This window comes from Variovorax sp. 38R, from assembly GCF_014843395.1.
In the GTDB taxonomy this organism is placed as follows: Bacteria; Pseudomonadota; Gammaproteobacteria; order Burkholderiales; family Burkholderiaceae_C; genus Variovorax; species Variovorax paradoxus_H.
The window spans coordinates 3,877,861-3,896,842 of sequence record NZ_CP062121.1 but is presented as its reverse complement, the minus strand read 5'-3'; the positions used below and the strand labels follow the sequence as shown (position 1 = coordinate 3,896,842).

Annotated in this window: 15 protein-coding genes; 9 read left to right on the top strand and 6 right to left on the bottom strand. The window is 66.7% G+C overall.

Translation table 11 applies throughout. The features are described 5' to 3' along the window. Positions 1-653 precede the first annotated feature (653 nt). From IG196_RS17970 to IG196_RS17955, 4 genes are all read left to right on the top strand, one after another. Entirely contained in the window at positions 654-776 is a 123-nt protein-coding gene (locus IG196_RS17970) for a hypothetical protein (RefSeq protein WP_062479916.1), read from the top strand. 44 nt (positions 777-820) lie between these two features. Next, positions 821-1,924 (top strand): NAD(P)/FAD-dependent oxidoreductase, encoded by a 1,104-nt coding sequence (locus IG196_RS17965; RefSeq protein ID WP_192192202.1) that lies wholly within the window; start codon positions 821-823, stop codon positions 1,922-1,924. Between the two features lie 135 nt (positions 1,925-2,059). Next, positions 2,060-2,356 carry a glycine zipper domain-containing protein gene (locus IG196_RS17960; protein WP_056580064.1) on the top strand — a complete coding sequence of 99 codons (297 nt, stop codon included), beginning with the start codon at positions 2,060-2,062 and terminating at the stop codon, positions 2,354-2,356. An 87-nt stretch (positions 2,357-2,443) separates the two neighbouring features. Next, positions 2,444-3,151, top strand: coding sequence for a phage holin family protein (locus tag IG196_RS17955; RefSeq protein WP_192192201.1), 708 nt, complete (start codon positions 2,444-2,446; stop codon positions 3,149-3,151). A 19-nt stretch (positions 3,152-3,170) separates the two neighbouring features. Here the strand turns inward: IG196_RS17955 and IG196_RS17950 are convergent, their stop codons facing one another. Then, positions 3,171-4,250 carry a quinone-dependent dihydroorotate dehydrogenase gene (locus IG196_RS17950; protein ID WP_192192200.1) on the bottom strand — a complete coding sequence of 360 codons (1,080 nt, stop codon included), beginning with the start codon at positions 4,248-4,250 and terminating at the stop codon, positions 3,171-3,173. Positions 4,251-4,290: 40 nt separating this feature from the next. On the opposite strand from IG196_RS17950, the gene rpiA reads away from it, so the two are divergent. Then, a complete protein-coding gene (gene rpiA, locus IG196_RS17945; protein WP_101490035.1) occupies positions 4,291-4,995 on the top strand; it encodes a ribose-5-phosphate isomerase RpiA in 705 nt (234 codons plus the stop codon). A 42-nt stretch (positions 4,996-5,037) separates the two neighbouring features. Here rpiA and IG196_RS17940 read toward each other — a convergent pair whose 3' ends face one another. The 5 genes from IG196_RS17940 to IG196_RS17920 form a co-directional block, all read right to left on the bottom strand. Next, positions 5,038-5,700 (bottom strand): glutaredoxin domain-containing protein, encoded by a 663-nt coding sequence (locus tag IG196_RS17940; RefSeq protein ID WP_192192199.1) that lies wholly within the window; start codon positions 5,698-5,700, stop codon positions 5,038-5,040. Between the two features lie 31 nt (positions 5,701-5,731). Next, positions 5,732-7,789, bottom strand: coding sequence for a M3 family metallopeptidase (locus tag IG196_RS17935; protein ID WP_192192198.1), 2,058 nt, complete (start codon positions 7,787-7,789; stop codon positions 5,732-5,734). A gap of 5 nt (positions 7,790-7,794) precedes the next feature. Continuing rightward, the gene (folD, locus tag IG196_RS17930; protein ID WP_192192197.1) at positions 7,795-8,646 is read right to left on the bottom strand and encodes a bifunctional methylenetetrahydrofolate dehydrogenase/methenyltetrahydrofolate cyclohydrolase FolD; all 852 of its coding nucleotides are present in this window, start codon (positions 8,644-8,646) and stop codon (positions 7,795-7,797) included. An 80-nt stretch (positions 8,647-8,726) separates the two neighbouring features. Beyond that, on the bottom strand, positions 8,727-9,362 hold the full coding sequence (locus IG196_RS17925; RefSeq protein WP_056580071.1) for a response regulator transcription factor: 636 nt from the start codon (positions 9,360-9,362) through the stop codon (positions 8,727-8,729). Then, positions 9,359-11,899: a PAS domain S-box protein gene (locus IG196_RS17920; protein ID WP_192192196.1), complete on the bottom strand. Its 2,541-nt coding sequence runs from the start codon at positions 11,897-11,899 to the stop codon at positions 9,359-9,361. Before IG196_RS17920 ends, IG196_RS17925 begins: the two co-directional genes overlap by 4 nt. Before the next feature lie 183 nt (positions 11,900-12,082). Here IG196_RS17920 and aceE point away from each other — a divergent pair, with 183 nt between their 5' ends. Genes aceE through lpdA form a run of 4 tightly spaced genes read left to right on the top strand, consistent with a single transcriptional unit; the run spans position 12,083 to position 18,933 of the window. Next, positions 12,083-14,812, top strand: a complete 2,730-nt coding sequence (aceE, locus tag IG196_RS17915) for a pyruvate dehydrogenase (acetyl-transferring), homodimeric type (protein ID WP_192192195.1) — start codon at positions 12,083-12,085, stop codon at positions 14,810-14,812. A gap of 49 nt (positions 14,813-14,861) precedes the next feature. Then, positions 14,862-16,520, top strand: a complete 1,659-nt coding sequence (aceF, locus tag IG196_RS17910; RefSeq protein ID WP_192192194.1) for a dihydrolipoyllysine-residue acetyltransferase — start codon at positions 14,862-14,864, stop codon at positions 16,518-16,520. Then, complete coding sequence (locus IG196_RS17905) at positions 16,517-17,110, top strand: MFS transporter (protein WP_099790114.1); 594 nt, start codon at positions 16,517-16,519, stop codon at positions 17,108-17,110. Before aceF ends, IG196_RS17905 begins: the two co-directional genes overlap by 4 nt. After that, on the top strand, positions 17,107-18,933 hold the full coding sequence (gene lpdA / locus IG196_RS17900) for a dihydrolipoyl dehydrogenase (protein ID WP_192192193.1): 1,827 nt from the start codon (positions 17,107-17,109) through the stop codon (positions 18,931-18,933). Before IG196_RS17905 ends, lpdA begins: the two co-directional genes overlap by 4 nt. Positions 18,934-18,982: the final 49 nt, after the last annotated feature.

Here is an 18,982-nt window from a genome sequence, read left to right as displayed (position 1 = left end):
GAAAACGGGGTACTTTTCCCTCTGTCAGCGCGCGGAACGCCCGGATGCCCTGCGACGGTGGCCCACGGAATTCGGACAATCAGCCGCGTCGTGGGGCCCGGCATTGATCCCGGTTGATTTCTTTCGGGTCGGCCGGAAGGTCCGGACCGGGCCCGGGCATCGACGCCGCGGGCCCGCCATTTCGTCCGCAATTCGCCGCCGGCCCGCGGCTGGGATGCTTTGCGGGGGATGGGTTTTTAGGTCGAATGGCTTACTCTTTTTGCGGCGCCGATGGGCCGCGCCGATGCGCGGCCAGGCCGTTGGAACGCACCCGCCGCCATCGCTGCGTTGCACTGGCCCGGGTCCCGCGTTCGCGCCGCGCGGTCTCGGGCAGGCGCTTTGTCACGCGCGCATGCGCGCCGTGGCAGGGCGCATGGCTCCCTCGCAAAAGGGCGCTTCGCTCATGTGCGAAGGCATGGCGATTCCTAGAATGGCCCTGCGATGCATCGTGAAATGTGAGTCTTCTCGTTGAAGTGTTGAAGTGTTGAAGTGTTGAAGGGGGGCCTGAGCGGAGGGCTGCTGTCGGTGCGCACCGACGACGCCTTCCGCCGCGGGCTGCTTGCAGGCGCGTGAGAACGCGCTAGAACGAAGAGATGGAACGAAGGAGTGCAGCCATGGCCACCCAACCCGATCTTCCGTCTCCGATCACGCCCGATCTGCCGGTCGAGCCCGATGAAGGGCCGGAGCACGCGCCCGACGAGCCCACCGATCCCGAGCCGCCGCCCAGCGCGAGGTGAGAACAGCGCCTCTTGCGCCTCTTGCGTCGCGCTAAGCTCGCGCGATGGATGAAGTCGATTGCGCCGTCATCGGCGCTGGCGTGATGGGTCTGGCCGTGGCGCGCGCATTGGCGCTCGCGGGCCGGGAGGTGCTGGTGCTGGAGTCCGAAGGGGCCATCGGCACGGGAACGAGTTCCCGCAACAGCGAGGTGATCCACGCGGGCATCTATTACCCGCAGGGCTCGCTGAAAGCGACGCTGTGCGTGGAAGGACGCGACGCGCTCTATAGCTACGCACAGGCGCGCGGCGTGCCGCACAGCCGCTGCGGCAAGCTCATCGTGGCAACTTCCGCCGAACAGGTGGGTCAACTCGACGTGATCCGCGCGAAGGCTGCGGCCAATGGTGTGGACGACCTGGTCCTGCTCACCGCGCAGCAAGCTCTCGCGATGGAACCGCAACTGCATTGCGTCGCGGCGCTGCATTCACCGAGCACGGGCATCGTCGACAGCCATGCACTGATGGTGAGCCTGCTCGGCGACCTCGAGAACGCGGGCGGCGTGCTGGCGCTCAAGTCGCCCATCGATCGCGCCGAATGCGTGGACGGCGCTGTCGTGCTGATCGCCGCCGATGGCACGGCGCTGCGTTGCCGCACGGTGGTCAATGCCGCGGGGCTGGGCGCTCCTGCGTTGGCGCGTCGCTTCGAGGGCATGCCGGCATCCGCCGTGCCGCGCGAGCACTTCGCCAAGGGCAACTACTTCACGCTCGCGGGCCGCGCGCCTTTCGGCCGGCTCATCTATCCCGTGCCGGAGCCGGGCGGGCTCGGCGTGCACCTGACCCTCGACCTCGGCGGACAAGCCAAGTTCGGGCCCGACGTGCAGTGGGTCGAGGCCGCCGACGATCTCGTGGTCGATCCGGCGCGCGGCGATCGCTTCTATGACGAGGTGCGCAGGTACTGGCCCGCGTTGCCCGACGGCGCGTTGATTCCCGGCTATGCAGGCATGCGTCCGAAGATCTCGGGGCCGGATGAGCCCGCGGCCGACTTCGTGATCGCGGGCCCCGCGTCGCATGGGGTGCCGGGGCTGGTCCATCTCTTCGGCATCGAGTCACCGGGCCTCACCAGTTGCCTGGCCATCGGACGGCATGTGGCGCAGCAGCTCGCCGAGGCCTGATCGCACGCGCTCGGCACAACTGAGCACATCTCTGTCGCGCATGAGGGGCTTTCGAGCCTGTAACATGACAGCACGCCATATGCTGGCGTGAAGCCGCCGGCGCGGTGCCGGTGTCATCACGGAGGAAAGATTCCAATGAGTGCATCCAACAATCTTGAAGCAGCAGCCGAAGACATCGCGAGCGACGTGCGCGGCGTGCTGGCCAGCAAGGACCTGGATTCGGTTCCCCACATCAAGGCGCTGCGCCAACGCATCGACACCAAGCTCGCCATTGCGCGCGAACTGGCTTCCGAAAAGAGCAAGCTGGCCGCCAAGAAGGCGCGCCAGGCGGCCACTGCCACCAACACCTACGCCCACGACGAACCTTGGCAGGTTGCCGGCGCCGCACTGGCCGTCGGCGTGCTGGTGGGCCTGTTGCTTGGCCGCCGCTGAGCGTCACCGAACCGGCCTGAGCGCGCACCGCCGTCCGTTCGTTCGCCGTTGCCACGCTGACGTGGCCGGCGAGCGCGGAGGCGGCGCATGAAACTGTTGTCCCTGTTCGGGCTCGACGCCCGCATCCGCCGGTTGCGCATTGCCGCGGCCGAAGGTGCGCTGGCGGCCGAGGACCGGGTGCAGTTGTTGCGCATGGCCTGGGAGGACGAGAAGCAGCGCCTGAAGCTGACCCTGGTCCTGATCGTCGCCGTGCTGGGGCTGACCACCGTTGCGGTGGCATTGCTCTCGATGGCGGTGGTCGTGCATTACTGGGACACGCCGTACCGCATCACCGCCGCCTGGGTGGTGGCCGGTGTTTGGGCGGTGCTGTGGCTGGCGGCCGCCATCAGCCTGATGCGCAGCCTGAGCAACGCCTCCAGCAGCTTCATTCCGACCTTTCAGGAGTTCGAGCGCGACTGGGCTTGGGTCCAGGATCGTTTCAACCTCGGCAAGGACCCGGAACTGGACGACGAGGCGCCGCGCCCCCCGCGCCCCGCCACGCGCGAAGAGTTGCTGGCCCGCATGGAGCGTCAGCGTGAACGCATTGCCACCCTGCAGGGCGGTCGCGAAACGCAACCGGCTTCGGGCGAGCCCGTCAACGAATCGCCCGCAGCCACGGCGTTGCGCATCGCGCGCGAACACCCGGTGGCCGTCGGGGTCGCTGCTGCCGCGGCTGTGGCAGTGATCCGTCCGAAGCGGCTGTTGCGCTGGGCCACGGTCATTGCGCCGGTGCTCTGGCGCATGCGCCGAGGCTGAGGCGACAAGAAGAACCGGCTCAGGCCTTGCGGCGATCCTGCTGCAGCGCCTGGGCCGTTTCGCGGACCAGCCCGGGACCGCGATAGATCAGGCCGGTGTAGATCTGCACCACGTCCGCGCCCGCGGCGATCTTGGCCTTGGCATCCGCTGCACTCAGGATGCCGCCCACCCCGATGATCGGAAAGTCCTTGCCCAGTGCCGCGCGCAGTTGCGCGATCACCCGATTGCTGGCTTCGCGCACCGGTGCGCCCGAGAGGCCGCCGGCTTCCTGCGCGTGCGGCAGGCCCGCCACCGCGTCGCGTGCGAGCGTGGTGTTGGTGGCGATCACGCCGTCCATGCCGTGGCGCTGCAGCGTGGCGGCAATCACCGCGACCTGGGCGTCGTCGAGGTCGGGGGCGATCTTCACGAACAGCGGCGCGCGCTTGCCGTGGTGCGTGGCCAGCGCTTCGCGCCGCTCGGCCACGGCGCCCAGCAGGGCGTCGAGGGCCTCGTCGCTCTGCAGCGAGCGCAGGTTGGCCGTGTTGGGGCTGGAGATGTTGATCGTCACATAGTCCGCGTGCGGGTAGACGCCGTCCAGGCAGGCCAGGTAGTCGTCGACCGCACGCTCGATCGGCGTGGCGGCGTTCTTGCCGATGTTCAGGCCCAGCAGCATGGGCGACTTGCTGCCGCTCGCCTGCTTGCGGAAGCGCGCCTTCTGCACGTTGGCCAGAAAAGCATCGAGACCTTCGTTGTTGAAGCCGAGCCGGTTGATCAGCGCGTCGCGCTGCGGCAGGCGGAACATGCGCGGCTTCGGGTTGCCGGGCTGGCCCTTGGGCGTGACCGTGCCGACCTCGACGAAACCGAAGCCCATGGCCGCGAAGGCGTCGATGCAGCGTGCGTTCTTGTCCAGCCCGGCGGCCAGACCGACGCGGTTGGGGAAATTCAGGCCCGCGAGCTGAATGGGGTCTTCGACGCGCGCCGCCGCATAAGCGCAGGCCAATGGCGTGTTCTGGGTGCGGGCCAGCCCGTCGAGGGTGATTTCATGGGCGTGCTCGGGATCGAAACCGAACAGAAAAGGGCGGGCCAGGCCATAGAGCGAAGAGGGCAGCAGCAGGGGCATCGGATAATTCTCGACTTCAATGAGCCAAGGATTCTCCGCGATGACCGCACCCACCTCCCCAAGCCCTCTTTCCCAGGATGAACTCAAGGCCCAGGTCGGCCTTGCCGCGCTGGCCTACGTGGTCAAGGGCGAGATCGTCGGCGTGGGCACCGGCTCCACGGTCAACAAGTTCATCGACGCGCTGGCCACGATCAAGGACGAGATCAAGGGCGCCGTCTCCAGCTCGGTCGCGTCCACCGAGCGCCTGCGCGCGCTGGGCATCCCGGTGTTCGACAGCAACGAGGTGGAAGAGCTGGCCGTCTACATTGACGGCGCCGACGAGATCGACCACCAGGGCTTCATGGTGAAGGGCGGCGGCGCGGCGCTCACGCGCGAGAAGATCGTCGCGGCGCAGTCGAAGCGCTTCGTCTGCATCGCCGACGCCTCCAAGCTGGTCGAGACGCTCGGCGACTTTCCGCTGCCGGTGGAAGTGATCCCGATGGCGGCGCGCCGCGTGATGCGCCAGTTCGCGAGCCTGGGCGGCATTGCCCAGGTGCGCGAGAAAGACGGCCTGCCGCTGGTGACCGACAACGGCCAGCACATCGTCGACGTGACCGGCCTGCGGATCACCGACCCGCGCGCCTTCGAATCCGAAGTGAGCCAGTGGCCCGGCGTGGTGACGGTGGGGGTCTTCGCCCATCAGAAGGCCAACGTGTGCCTGCTGGGCACGGCGTCGGGCGTGAAGACGATGCAGTTCGCCGGCTGAACGGCGGCGATGCGAAACGGGGGCCAAGGCCCCCGTCATTCTTTAGAACCTGATGCCGGCCGGGTTGCTCGGGCCCGGTGCGTTCGAAGGCGGAGCCGGCGCGGGGTTCGGGGGCTGCAGAGGCGTATCGGCCGCACGGGGCGCTGCTGCCGCCGGGGCTTGCTGTGCAACGAGCGGGCGCGCGGCGGGCGGCCGGTAGCCGGCGGGCAGGCTGTTGCTCTTGGGGTAGCCGGCCGCATCGAGGTAGCGCGACCATTCCACATCCGAGAAGCCCTTGAGCTGCTGCGACCCGACGGTCAGCAGCGGCAGCGCGTTCTGGCCGCTCAGGCGCTGCAGGGCCTCGACGTCCTCGTTGCTCTTGATGGTGCGTTCCTCGAAGGGAATGCCGCGCGTGGTGAGCAGCGTGCGCGCCTCGTTGCAGGGGCCGCAGCTTTCGCCGCTGTACAGCGTGACGGGGTAGCGCTGCGCCACCTGACGCAGTTCATACGGAAGCCCGCTGTTGGCCGGTGCATTGACGCCGGCCGGTTGCGGCCCGCCCGTTGGCGCGTTGGTGACCACGGGGGGCTGATCCGAAAACGTGACCTTGCCGTTCTTGTCGACCTGGCGGTAGACCGGCTGCGCCAGCACGCTGGCAGCCGCCGAAAGCAGCAAGACGGCCAGGCCGATCAGGCGACGCGAGGGGAGTTTGTAAAAAGTCGGATACATCCTCCCGAGTATCGCAAGCTTCAGCGCCGTATCAAGCGGGCTGGGCCTGAGCCATGCCCTGATGTCGCAGCAGCGCATCAAGCTGCGGCTCGCGACCCCGGAACGCCTTGAACGAATCCATGGCGCTGCGGCTGCCGCCGGCCTCGAGGATGGCCTGGCGGTACTTGCGGCCGGTCTCGATGTTCGGCTCGCCATTGGCGCCCACGGTTTCCTCGAAGGCCGCGTAGGCGTCGGCGCTCAGCACCTCGGCCCACTTGTAGCTGTAGTAGCCGGCCGCGTAGCCGCCCGAGAAGATGTGGCTGAAGGTGTTCGGCGTGCGGCTGAACGGCGGCGAGGGCATCACGGCCACTTCGGCGCGCACCTGGCCGAGCAGCGCCATCACGGCGCCCGTCGGGGCGGCGGCGGCCTGGTGTTCGGTGTGCAGCAGCATGTCGAACAGCGAGAACTCGATCTGGCGCAGCGTCTGCAGGCCGCTCTGGAAGTTCTTGGCGGCGGTCATCTTGTCGAACAGCGCGCGCGGCAGCGGCTCGCTGGTGTCGACGTGGGCCGTCATGTGGCTGAGCACGTCCCACTCCCAGCAGAAGTTCTCCATGAACTGGCTCGGCAGCTCGACCGCGTCCCACTCGACGCCGCTGATGCCCGAGACGTCGCGCTCGTTCACCTGCGTGAGCATGTGGTGCAGGCCGTGGCCGAACTCGTGAAAGAGGGTGGTCACGTCGTCGTGCGTGAGCAGCGGCGGCTTGCCGTCGACGCCACTGGCGAAGTTGCACACCAGCTGCGCGACGGGCGTTTGCAGCACGCCGTCGTCGGGGCGCAGCCAGCGGGCGCGCACGTCGTCCATCCAGGCGCCGCCGCGCTTGGCGGCGCGGGCGGAGGGGTCGAGGTAGAACTGGCCGACCTTCTGACCGGCCCGCTCGATGCGGTAGAACTCGACGCTCGGGTGCCAGGTGGGTGCGCTGTCGCGGCGGATCGACACTTCGAACAGCGTCTCGACGATCTTGAACAGGCCGGCCATCACCTTCGGTGCCGGGAAGTACTGCTTCACCTCCTGTTCGCTGAAGGCGTAACGCGCTTCCTTGAGCTTTTCGCCGACGTAGGCCCAGTCCCAGGCTTGCGGATCGACGAGGTTCAACTGCTCGGCAGCGAAGGCGCGCAGGTCGGCCAAGTCGCGTTCGCCGTAGGGCTTGGCCTTGGCGGCGAGGTCGCGCAGGAACTTGACGACCTGCTCCGGCGATTCGGCCATCTTGGGCACGACCGAGAGCTCGCCGAAATTCTTGTAGCCAAGCAGCTTCGATTCTTCTTCACGCAGCGCGAGGATCTCGGTGATGAGCGCGGTGTTGTCGAACTTCGGATCGCCGAGTTCGCTGGCGCGCGTGACGTAGGCGCGGTAAAGGGTTTCGCGCAGCGCGCTGCTCTTGGCGAACTGCATCACCGGCAGGTAGCACGGCATCTTGAGCGTGAGCTTGTAGCCTTGCTTGCCTTCGGCCTCGGCGGCCGAGCGCGCGGCGCTCACCACGTCTTCGGGCACGCCGTCGAGTTCACCCAACTGCGCGTAGTGCGCGAAGGCGTCGGTGGCGTCGAGGGCGTTCTCGCTGAACTTCTGGCTCAGCTCGGCCTGGCGTTCCTGGATGTCGGCAAAGCGCTGCTTGGCCTCGCCCTGCAGCTCGGCGCCGCCGAGCACGAAGTTGCGCACGGCATTTTTGTGCGCCTGGCGCTGCTCGGGGTTGAGCGTGGCCGGGTCGATGGCCTTGTATTTGGCGTACAGGCGCTCGTCGGAACCCAGGCGGGTCCAGAAGGCGGTCACGCGCGGCATGGCCTCGTTGTAGGCGGCGCGCAGCTCCGGCGTGTCGGCCACGGCATTGAGGTGGCCGACGGCGCTCCAGGCGCGGCTGAAGCGTTCGGAGGCCACGTCGAGCACCTTGGAGATCGCGAGCCAATCGGCCGGGAATTCAGGCGCCGTCACTGTCTGCAGCGCAGCCTCGGCATCGGCCAGCAGCGTGTCGACCGCGGGCGACACATCCGCGGGCTGGATGCGGTCGAACAGCGGGAGGTCGGTGAAGTCGAGGAGGGGGTTGTTCGTCATGGCCATGGAAATTACTTGGCGGCGCGTTCGGCGGCTTCAAGGGTGTTGACGAGCAGCATCGCGCGCGTCATCGGGCCGACGCCGCCGGGCACGGGCGTGATCCAGCCGGCCACTTCCTTCACGCCGTCGAAATCGACGTCGCCGGCGAGCTTGCCGTCCGCCTTGCGGTTCATGCCCACGTCGATGACGACCGCGCCGGGCTTCACCATGTCGGCGGTGAGCAGGTCGAGCTTGCCCACGGCGGCGACGATCACGTCGGCCTGGCGCGTGATCGCGCCCAGGTCTTGCGTGGCGCTGTGGCAGATGGTCACGGTGGCGCTTTGGGCGAGCAGCATCATGGCCATCGGCTTGCCGACGATGTTGCTGCGGCCAATGACCACGGCGTGCTTGCCGCGCAGGTCGTAGCCGATCGATTCGAGCATCTTCATGCAGCCGTGCGGCGTGCAGGGCCAGAAGCCCGGGGCGCCGGTCATCAGCGCGCCGGCGCTGGCCACGTGGAAGCCGTCGACGTCCTTGGCCGGCGAGATGGTCTCGATGACCTTCTGGCTGTCCATGTGCTTGGGCAACGGCAATTGAACGAGGATGCCGTGCACCTTCGGGTCGTCGTTGAGGGCGCGGATGCGCGCCAGCAGGTCGGCCTCGCTCAGGTCGGTGGGGTAGGTCTCGAGCGTGGCCTGCAGGCCGGTTTCGGTGCTGTCGTTGACCTTGTGCTTGGTGTAGACCTGGCTCGCCGGATCGCTGCCGACCAGAATGATGGACAGGGCCGGGTTCACGCCGCGTGCCTTCAGCGCAGCGGTGCGGCCGGACACCTCGGCGCGGATGGTTTTGGCGAGGGCGTTGCCGTCGATCAGTTGGGCGGTCATCGGTTTTGATTTTCCAAGTAAAAACGCCCGCTTGCGCAGGCGTGGGGAAGGTGCGTGGCTATCGGAGGGGTAGCTGCAGCTCAGGAGGCCTTGGCGGCTGGGGCCGCTTGCCCGAGCGCGATCTTGAGCAGATCGGCCACGGTGTTGGCGTTGAGCTTTTCCATGATGTTGGCGCGGTGCGCTTCCACCGTCTTGATGCTGATGCCCAGGTCGTCGGCGATCTGCTTGTTCAGGCGGCCGGCGACGATGCGCTCGAGCACCTGGGCCTCGCGGCCCGTGAGCTTGGACAGCAGCGCGTCGCGGCTGGCCGACTGCTGGTGCTGCGTGAAGGCGCCGCGTGCGTGTTCGAGCATGCGCTCGACCAGCGACACGAGTTCTTCGTCGTTGAACGGCTTCTGGATGAAATCCATGGCGCCCTTCTTCATGCTGTCGACCGCCATCGGCACGTCGCCGTGGCCGGTGATGACCACGATCGGCAACGGAGAGCGCCGTTCGATCAGTCGATCCTGCAATTCGAGGCCGGTCATGCCGGCCATGCGGATATCGACGATCAGACAGGCGACTTCGCGCGGGTCGTATCGGGAGAGAAAGGATTCGGCGGACTCGAAACAGCGGACTCTGTAGTCCTTGCCTTCGAGCAGCCATTGCAGTGAATCGCGGACGGCTTCGTCGTCATCGACGACATAGACCGTGCCCTTCTTCGGAATCAAACTCATGCAGGTACCTTTGCCTCGTCGCTTGCTACGGAACTGATAGCGTCCAACACCGGAATCCAGAAGGAAAAACGGCATCCGATCACATCCGGGCCATTGTAGATGTTCTCTGCCTGCATCCGGCCGCGGTGCGACTCGACGATGGTGCGGCACAGATTGAGCCCGATGCCCATGCCTTCGGGCTTGGTGGAGAAGAAGGCCTCGTAGAGCCGGTCCATCACTTCTGGCGAGAGGCCCTTGCCCGTGTCCTGCACCGAAAACTCGATGGCATTCTGCCCCTCGATCACCTTGGGCAGCACGCGCAGCTCGACGCTGCGGCGCGCCAGCGGGCGGTCGGCGATGTCGATGGACTCGGCCGCGTTCTTCAGCAGGTTGACCATCACCTGCTCGATGAGGATCGGGTCGACGCGCACCACCGGCAGCCGCGCGGCCACGTAGTGGTTCAGGCGCACGTTGCGCCGGCGCAGCTCGATGCCCGCGAGTTCGACCGCCTCGCTCACCATGGTGGCGACATCGGCCGGCGTGCGGTTGGGTTCGCTGCGCTTCACGAAGGAGCGGATGCGCTGAATGATCTGGCCCGCGCGCTGCGCCTGCTTCGAGGTCTTCTCCAGTGCAGCCAGCAGGGCGTCGTTGTCGATCGTCTGCCCCTTGATGCGCGACATCATCCCGTTGCAGTAGTTGGCGATGGCCGTGAGCGGCTGGTTGAGCTCGTGCGCCACGCTGGAGGCCATTTCGCCCATGGTGATCAGGCGGCTTGCGGCCTGAGCCTTGTCGGCCTGGGCGGCGGCTTGCTCTTCGGCGTCGCGGCGCGGCGTGATGTCGGTGGCAATCACCAGCTGCGCCAGGCGCCCGTCGACCCAGGTCAGGTAGCGCGAGCGCACCTCGAGCCACTTGCCCAGGTGCGGTACGAAGATTTCGTTGTTCGCGGTCTGGGCGGCGGTCAAGGTGTCGATCGGCAGGCCGGCATAGGGGTCGACATCGTCCAGGCCTTCGTCGTGCGCGTTCGACGGCGGCACGCCCGCTTGCGCCACCATGCCCAGATGGCCCACGGTGTCGGAGCCGAACCACAGGCGGTACAGCTTGTTGGCGAACAGCAGTTCTTCACTGCCGATGGGCGCCACCGACACGGCGGCGTCGAGCGCTTCGAGCACGGTGGTGAAGCGCTCGTACGAGGCGGACAGCTGCTCGCGGATGCGCGTCGGCTCGGTGATGTCGGTCATCGACGTCATCCAGCCGGTCTGGTGGCCGCGCGCGTCGATCAGCGGCGACACATACAGGCGCGCATTGAAGACGCTGCCGTTCTTGCGCTTCACACGCACCTGGAAGCCGCCGGGCAGGGCGCGGCCGTGCAGCTCTTCTTCGAGGCGCTCGTTCATCACCTCGCGGTCGGATTCGAGCCAGTACGGGAAGGGCGGCGTCTGGCCGACCAGCTCGTCTTCGCTCCAGCCCGTCATGGCGCAGAACGCGGCGTTCACGTAAGTGATGCGGCCTTGCAGATCGAGCACGCGCATGCCGGTCAGCATGGAGTTTTCCATCGCGCGGCGGAAGTTGGTTTCGGCCACGAGCCGCTGCTGCGCCTGCAGCCGGCGTCGCGTGTGGCGCCAGGTGCCGATCAGCATCCAGCTGGTCATCACGCTGAGCGCGCACACGAGCCAGAAGAGGCCGTTGCCCACCACGCCCTGCGAGGTGCGATAGGCCTGCGCCCGCAGCATCAGCGCATTGCCCACCGGCGACACCGGCACTTCGTATTCGTTGGTGGCTTCGGTCCAGGGCAGCAGGCGGGTGCCGCTGCTCTTCAGCGGCGTGGTGTTGCCGGCGATCACGTTGCCCTTGGCGTCGAGCAGCGAGACGGCGTAGCGCGCCTGCACTTCGGAAGGCATGCCGTAGCGCAGCAGGCCGTCGATCGAGAACTCGCCGAGCACGACGCCGGCGAACAGGCCCTGGTCGAACAGCGGAATGTGCAGCTGCAGCATCGCGGCGGGCTCGCCGCCGGCCACGGGTTGCGAGTACACCGGCTGGCGCAGCTCGCGCGCCAGCGCGTAGTTGCTTTCGATGTCGCCGGGACGCAGCACGTCGCCGATCAGGTGCTGCTGCGCCGGATGGACGCTGGGCGCGGCGTAGCCGGCCTTGAAGCGGCGCCGGTCGTCGATCCAGCTGATGGTCTGCAGCTCGGGGAACTGGCTCACCAGCGACTCGGCGCGGCTCGTGAATTCGACCGGGTCGATCTCGCGGTTGGACGCATCGCGCGCGATGCGCATCAGCTGCTCCTGCCGCTCCAGCAAGCGCAGGCGCATGCGTTGTTGCGCGTACTCGACATCGCGTCGCACCGACTCCTGCTCGCGCTCGACTTCTTCAGTGCGCAGGTACCAGAACGCCGACACGATGGCCGCGAGAAACAACAGCACGGCCGCCATCGGCGCGAGCATCGCGACGGCGTCCTGCAGCACGGGCGTCTGCTTGCGCCACCACGTGCGCCACCAGGACAGCGGCGAGGCTTTGACGGCACTGCGGGCGACCGCGAGCGGGGAGGAGAGGGGCATGGGCGGAGTTTAGGTGATGACCCTCCCGGCGAAGAGGCCCTGCGGGGGACGTGCTGCATTGATATTTCATAATAAGAAATCAACAAGCACTATTTGAAATAGGGAAACTTCTATGCGAAACTCCGGCGCGCTCGGTGCCCAGCGCACTAAATTACAGCCACAGCCCTAAAAGGAGAGACAAGCATGTCGGCAAATCCCGAGAACCTGTTCGGCTCGGCCGCAAACGATGCGGACGCCCAGGAAACGCGTGAATGGATGGATGCACTGTCTTCCGTCATCCAGAGCGAGGGGCCCGAGCGGGCGCACTTCCTGCTCGAACAACTGCTCGAACATGCGCGCCAGAACAGCGTCGACATGCCGTTCTCGGCCAACACCGGCTACGTGAACACCATCGAGCCCGGCGTGGAGGCTCGCAGCCCCGGCAACCTCGAGATTGAACAACGCCTGCGCGCCTACATGCGCTGGAACGCCATGGCGATGGTGGTCAAGGCCAACCGCATCCACCCGCCCGAAGGCGGTGACCTCGGCGGCCACATCGGCTCCTTTGCCTCGCTGGCCAGCATGTTCGGCGCCGGCTTCAACCACTTCTGGCGCGCCGAGAGCGAAAACCACGGCGGCGACCTGCTGTACATCCAGGGCCACGTGTCGCCCGGCATCTACGCCCGCGCCTACCTGGAAGGCCGCCTCTCCGAAGACCAGCTGCTCAACTTCCGCCAGGAAGTCGACGGCAAGGGCCTGTCGAGCTACCCGCACCCCAAGCTGATGCCCGAGTTCTGGCAGTTCCCCACGGTGTCGATGGGCCTGGGCCCGCTGATGGCGATCTACCAGGCGCGCTTTCTCAAGTACCTGCACGCCCGCGGCATTGCCAACACCGAGGACCGCAAGGTCTGGGTGTTCTGCGGCGACGGCGAAATGGACGAAGTCGAATCGCTCGGCGCCATCGGCCTGGCCGCGCGCGAGAACCTCGACAACCTGATCTTCGTCATCAACTGCAACCTGCAGCGCCTGGACGGCCCGGTGCGCGGCAACGGCAAGATCATCCAGGAACTCGAAGGCGAGTTCCGCGGCGCCAACTGGAACGTCATCAAGCTGATCTGGGGCAAGGGCTGGGACGCCCTGCTCGAGAAGGACCATGACGGCGCGCTGCGCAAGATCATGATGGAGTGCAACGACGGCGACTACCAGTCGTTCAAGGCCAACGACGGCGCCTACGTGCGCAAGAACTTCTTCGGCCGCGATCCGCGCACGCTGAAGATGGTCGAGCACCTGACCGACGACGAGGTCTGGAACCTGCAGCGTGGCGGCCACGATTCGCAGAAGGTGTACGCCGCCTTCCACGCCGCCCAGAACCACAAGCGCCAGCCCACCGTGCTGCTCGTCAAGACCGTCAAGGGCTTCGGCATGGGCAAGATCGGCGAAGGCAAGAACACGGTCCACCAGACCAAGAAGCTCGGCGACGAAGACATCAAGGCCTTCCGCGACCGCTTCAACATCCCGATTCCCGACAGCCAGATCGCTGAGCTGCCGTTCTACAAGCCGGCCGACGACACGCCCGAAATGCGTTACCTGCACGAGCGCCGCAAGGCCCTCGGCGGCTATCTTCCGCATCGCCGCACCAAAGCCGACGAGAGCTTCACGGTGCCCTCGCTCGAAGTCTTCAAGTCGGTGATGGAGCCCACGGCCGAAGGCCGCGAGATCTCGACCACGCAAGCCTACGTGCGCTTCCTCACGCAGCTGCTGCGCGACAAGGCCCTGGGTCCGCGCGTCGTGCCCATCCTGGTGGACGAAGCCCGCACCTTCGGCATGGAAGGCCTGTTCCGCCAGATCGGCATCTACAACCCGCACGGTCAGCAGTACACCCCGGTCGATAAAGACCAGGTCATGTACTACAAGGAAGACAAGGCCGGCCAGATCCTGCAAGAGGGCATCAACGAAGCCGGCGGCATGTCCAGCTGGATCGCGGCGGCCACGTCGTACAGCACCAACAACCGCATCATGGTGCCGTTCTACGTGTACTACTCGATGTTCGGCTTCCAGCGCATCGGCGACCTGGCCTGGGCGGCCGGCGACATGCAGGCCCGCGGCTTCCTGCTGGGCGGCACCTCGGGACGCACCACGCTGAACGGCGAAGGCCTGCAGCACGAAGACGGTCACAGCCACATCCTGGCCAACACCATCCCGAACTGCGTGAGCTACGACCCGACCTTCGCGCACGAAGTCGGCGTGATCCTGCACCATGGCTTGAAGCGCATGGTCGAGAAGCAGGACAACGTCTATTACTACCTGACGCTGCTGAACGAAAACTACGCAATGCCCGGCCTGCAGCCCGGCACCGAAGAGCAGATCATCAAGGGCATGTACCTGTCCAAGCAGGGCCCGGTGGTCAAGGCCGCCAAGGGTGCGAAAGAAGCGCCGACCGTGCAACTGCTCGGCAGCGGCACCATCCTGCGCGAGAGCTTTGCTGCGCAAGAGCTGCTCGAGAAAGAGTGGGGCGTGTCGGCTTCGGTGTGGAGCTGCCCGAGCTTCAACGAGCTGACCCGCGACGGCCAGGATGCCGACCGCTGGAATCTGCTGCACCCCGACCAGACGCCGCGCGTGCCCTTCGTGGCCGAGCAGCTCGGTGCCACGACCGGCCCGGTGGTCGCGTCGACCGACTACATGAAGGCCTACGCCGAGCAGATCCGTCCGTTCGTGCCGAAGGGTCGCACCTACAAGGTGCTGGGCACCGACGGTTTCGGTCGCAGCGACTTCCGCGCCAAGCTGCGCGAGCATTTTGAAATCAATCGTCACTACATCGTGGTGGCCGCGCTCAAGGCGCTGAGCGAAGATGGCACCGTGCCGGTGGCCAAGGTGGTGGAAGCGATCAAGAAGTACGGCATCAATGTCGACAAGGTCAACCCGCTCTACGCTTGAACATCAACAACCAACGAACGAACGGCGCCTGACGGCGGGAGACAACGATATGGCAGCAGTGGAAGTGAAAGTGCCCGACATCGGCGACTTCGATGAAGTCGCGGTGATCGAGGTGCTCGTGAAGGTGGGCGACACGGTCAAGGCCGAACAGTCGCTCATCACGGTCGAATCGGACAAGGCGTCGATGGAAATCCCGTCGTCCACGGCCGGTGTGGTCAAGGAAATCAAGATCGCCGTGGGCGACAAGGTCAAGCAAGGCTCGGTGGTACTGGTGGTCGAAGCCGAGGGCGCGGCTGCCGCCGCCCCGGCACCGGCCGCTGCGCCTGCTGCCGCTGCTCCCGCTCCGGCGGCTGCAGCGCCTGCGCCCGCAGCAGCCGCACCGGCTGCGGCATCGGGCCCGGTCGATATCAAGGTGCCGGACATCGGCGACTTCAAGGACGTCGCGGTCATCGAACTGCTGGTGAAGGTGGGTGACACCATCGCCGCCGAGCAGTCGCTGATCACGGTGGAGTCGGACAAGGCTTCGATGGAAATTCCATCGTCGGGCGCCGGCGTGCTGAAGGAACTCAAGGTCAAGGTGGGCGACACCGTCAACATCGGCGACCTGATCGCGGTGCTCGAAGGCGCCGCTGGTGCTGCCGCAGCACCGGCGCCCGCGCCGGCACAGGCCGCGGCTGCCGCGCCCGCCGCTGCGACCGCCAGCGCACCTGCGCCGGCGGCCGCAGCACCGGCAACGGCTGCGCCGGCTCACCAGCCGACGTCGGCCCCCACCGGCAGCCTGCCGCACGCCTCGCCCTCGGTGCGCAAGTTCGCGCGCGAACTCGGCGTGCCGCTCGAAGAGGTCAAGGGTTCCGGCCTCAAGGGCCGCATCACGCAGGACGACGTCCAGAACTTCACCAAGGCCGTGATGAGCGGCCAGGCCAGCACCAAGGCCTCTGCGGCCAAGGCGCCGGCGGGTGGTGGCGACGGCGCGGCGCTGGGCCTCATTCCGTGGCCCAAGGTCGACTTCACGAAGTTCGGCACCGTCGAGCGCAAGGACCTGTCGCGCATCAAGAAGCTCAGCGGCGCGAACCTGCACCGCAACTGGGTGATGATCCCGCACGTCACCAACAACGACGAAGCCGACATCACCGAGCTCGAGGCCTTCCGTGTCTCCACCAACAAGGAGAACGAGAAGTCGGGCGTCAAGGTCACGATGCTGGCCTTCGTGATCAAGGCGGTGGTGGCGGCGCTGAAGAAATTCCCCGACTTCAACGCCAGCCTGGACGGCGACCAGCTCGTCTACAAGCAGTACTACAACATCGGCTTCGCGGCCGACACGCCCAACGGGCTCGTGGTGCCGGTGCTGAAAGATGCCGACAAGAAGGGCATCCTGCAGATCAGCGCCGAAATGGGCGACCTGGCCAAGAAGGCGCGCGACGGCAAGCTCGGCTCGGCCGACATGCAGGGCGGTTGCATGTCGATCAGCTCGCTCGGCGGCATCGGCGGCACGCACTTCACGCCCATCATCAACGCCCCCGAAGTGGCCATCCTTGGCCTCTCCAAGGGCCAGATGAAGCCGGTGTGGGACGGCAAGCAGTTCGTGCCGCGTCTCACGCTGCCGCTGTCGCTGTCGTACGACCACCGCGTGATCGACGGCGCCCTGGCTGCGCGTTTCAACGCCTACCTGGGCCAGGTGCTCGCGGACTACCGTCGCATCCTGCTATGACCACGGTTGTGGCCGTCCGAAAGGGTGGCCAGGTCACGATGGCGGCCGATTCGCTGGTGACCTTCGGCGACACGCGCATGTCGCACAACGCCGAAGCGAACCAGAAGATCTTCACTGTCGAGGATGCCGCGGGCCAGAGCCTGTTCGCGGTGGCGGGCGCCGCCGCGCACCAGCTGGTGCTCCAGCATGCGCTGGCCGCCCAGCCGCGCGAGGCGCTGCAGTTCGGCAGCAAGCACGAGGTGTTTCACACCTTCACGCGGCTGCATCCGGTGCTGAAGGACTCGTTCTTCATGCAGACCAAGGAAGACGAGCATGAGCCCTACGAGTCGAGCCAGTTCACGATGCTGCTGGCCAACCCGAGCGGCATCTACGGCATCTACAGCTACCGCGAGGTGTTCGAGTTCAAGCAGTACTGGGCCATCGGCTCGGGACGCAGCTTTGCGCTCGGCGCCATGCACGCGGCCTATGACAACAAGTCGCGCAACGCGCGCGACGTGGCGGAGGCGGGCATCGCCGCCGCCTGCGAATTCGATCGCAATTCGGCCCTGCCGGCCGACGTTCTCACACTCAAACTGAAAGTGTCCAAATGAGCGAACAACACATCAAGGTGCCGGACATCGGCGACTTCGACGAAGTCGCGGTGATCGAGGTGCTGGTCAACGTCGGCGACACGGTCAAGGCCGAGCAGTCGCTCATCACGGTCGAGTCGGACAAAGCCTCGATGGAAATTCCGTCGTCGGCAGCCGGCGTGGTGAAGTCGCTGGCTGTGAAGGTCGGCGACAAGGTCAAGCAAGGGTCGGTCGTGCTGACACTCGAAGTCGACGGGGCCGCTGCGCCTGCGCCGGCTGCTGCGGCCCCCGCACCTGCGGCTGCTGCGCCCGCGCCCAAGGCGGCTGCACCGGCTCCGGCCGCAGCGGCGCCCGTGGCGGCGTCCAGCTACGGCGGCAAGGTCGATGTCGAGTGCGACGTGGTCGTGCTCGGCGCCGGCCCCGGCGGCTACTCGGCCGCCTTCCGCGCGGCCGACCTCGGCCTGAAGGTCGTGCTCCTCGAACGCTACGCCACGCTGGGCGGCGTCTGCCTGAACGTCGGCTGCATTCCGTCGAAGGCGCTGCTGCACGTGGCATCCGTCATGGACGAGGTGAAGCACTTCGCCGACCTCGGCGTGAGCTTCGCCGCGCCCACGGTCGATCGCGCCAAGCTGCTCGGCCACAAGAACAAGGTGGTGGGCAAGCTCACCGGCGGCCTCACGGCGATGGCCAAGATGCGCAAGGTGACGGTGCTGCGCGGCGTCGGCAACTTCATCGACCCGTACCACCTGGAAGTCGAAGAGACGTCGGGCACGAGCTGGGACACCACCGGCAAGAAGCAGACCGTCAAGTTCCGCAACGCGATCATCGCGGCCGGCTCGCAGTCGGTGAGCCTGCCCTTCATGCCGAAGGACCCGCGCGTGGTCGACTCGACCGGCGCGCTGGAGATGGGCACCGACCCCAAGCGCATGCTGATCCTGGGCGGCGGCATCATCGGCCTCGAAATGGGGACCGTGTACTCGTCGCTGGGCGCGCGCCTGGACGTGGTCGAAATGCTCGACGGCCTGATGCAGGGCGCCGACCGCGACCTGGTGAAGGTCTGGCAGAAGATGAACGCGCCGCGCTTCGACAACATCATGTTGAAGACCAAGACGGTCGGTGCCGAAGCCACGAAAGAAGGCATCAAGGTCACCTTCGAGGGCGAGAACGCGCCGAAGGAGCCGCAGGTGTATGACCTCGTGCTGCAGGCCGTCGGCCGCAGCCCGAACGGCAAGAAGATCGGCGCCGAGAAGGCCGGCATCGCGGTGAGCGACCGTGGCTTCATTCCGGTCGACATCCAGATGCGCACCAACGTGCCGCACATCTTCGCCATCGGCGACATCGTGGGCCAGCCCATGCTGGCGCACAAGGCGGTGCACGAGGCGCACGTGGCGGCCGAAGTGATCGCTGGCGAGCAGAAGGGCGACAAGGAGCTGTCCAGCGCCGCCTTCAACGCCCGCGTGATCCCGAGCGTGGCCTACACCGATCCCGAAGTGGCATGGGTCGGCCTCACCGAAGACCAGGCCAAGGCCGAAGGCATCAAGATCAAGAAGGGCCACTTCCCGTGGACCGCGTCGGGCCGCGCGATTGCCAACGGCCGCGACGAAGGCTTCACCAAGCTGCTGTTCGACGCCGAGACGCACCGCATCCTGGGTGGCGGCATCGTCGGCACGCACGCGGGCGACATGATCGGCGAGATCGCGCTGGCCATCGAGATGGGCGCGGACGAGATCGACATCGGCAAGACCATCCACCCGCATCCGACGCTGGGCGAAAGCATCGGCATGGCAGCGGAAGTGGCGCACGGGACGTGTACCGACCTGCCGCCGGTGAAGAAGGCGGCTTGATCGAGAGGCGCTACGGCGCCTATTGAGCGCCCACAAAAAATCCCGCCGC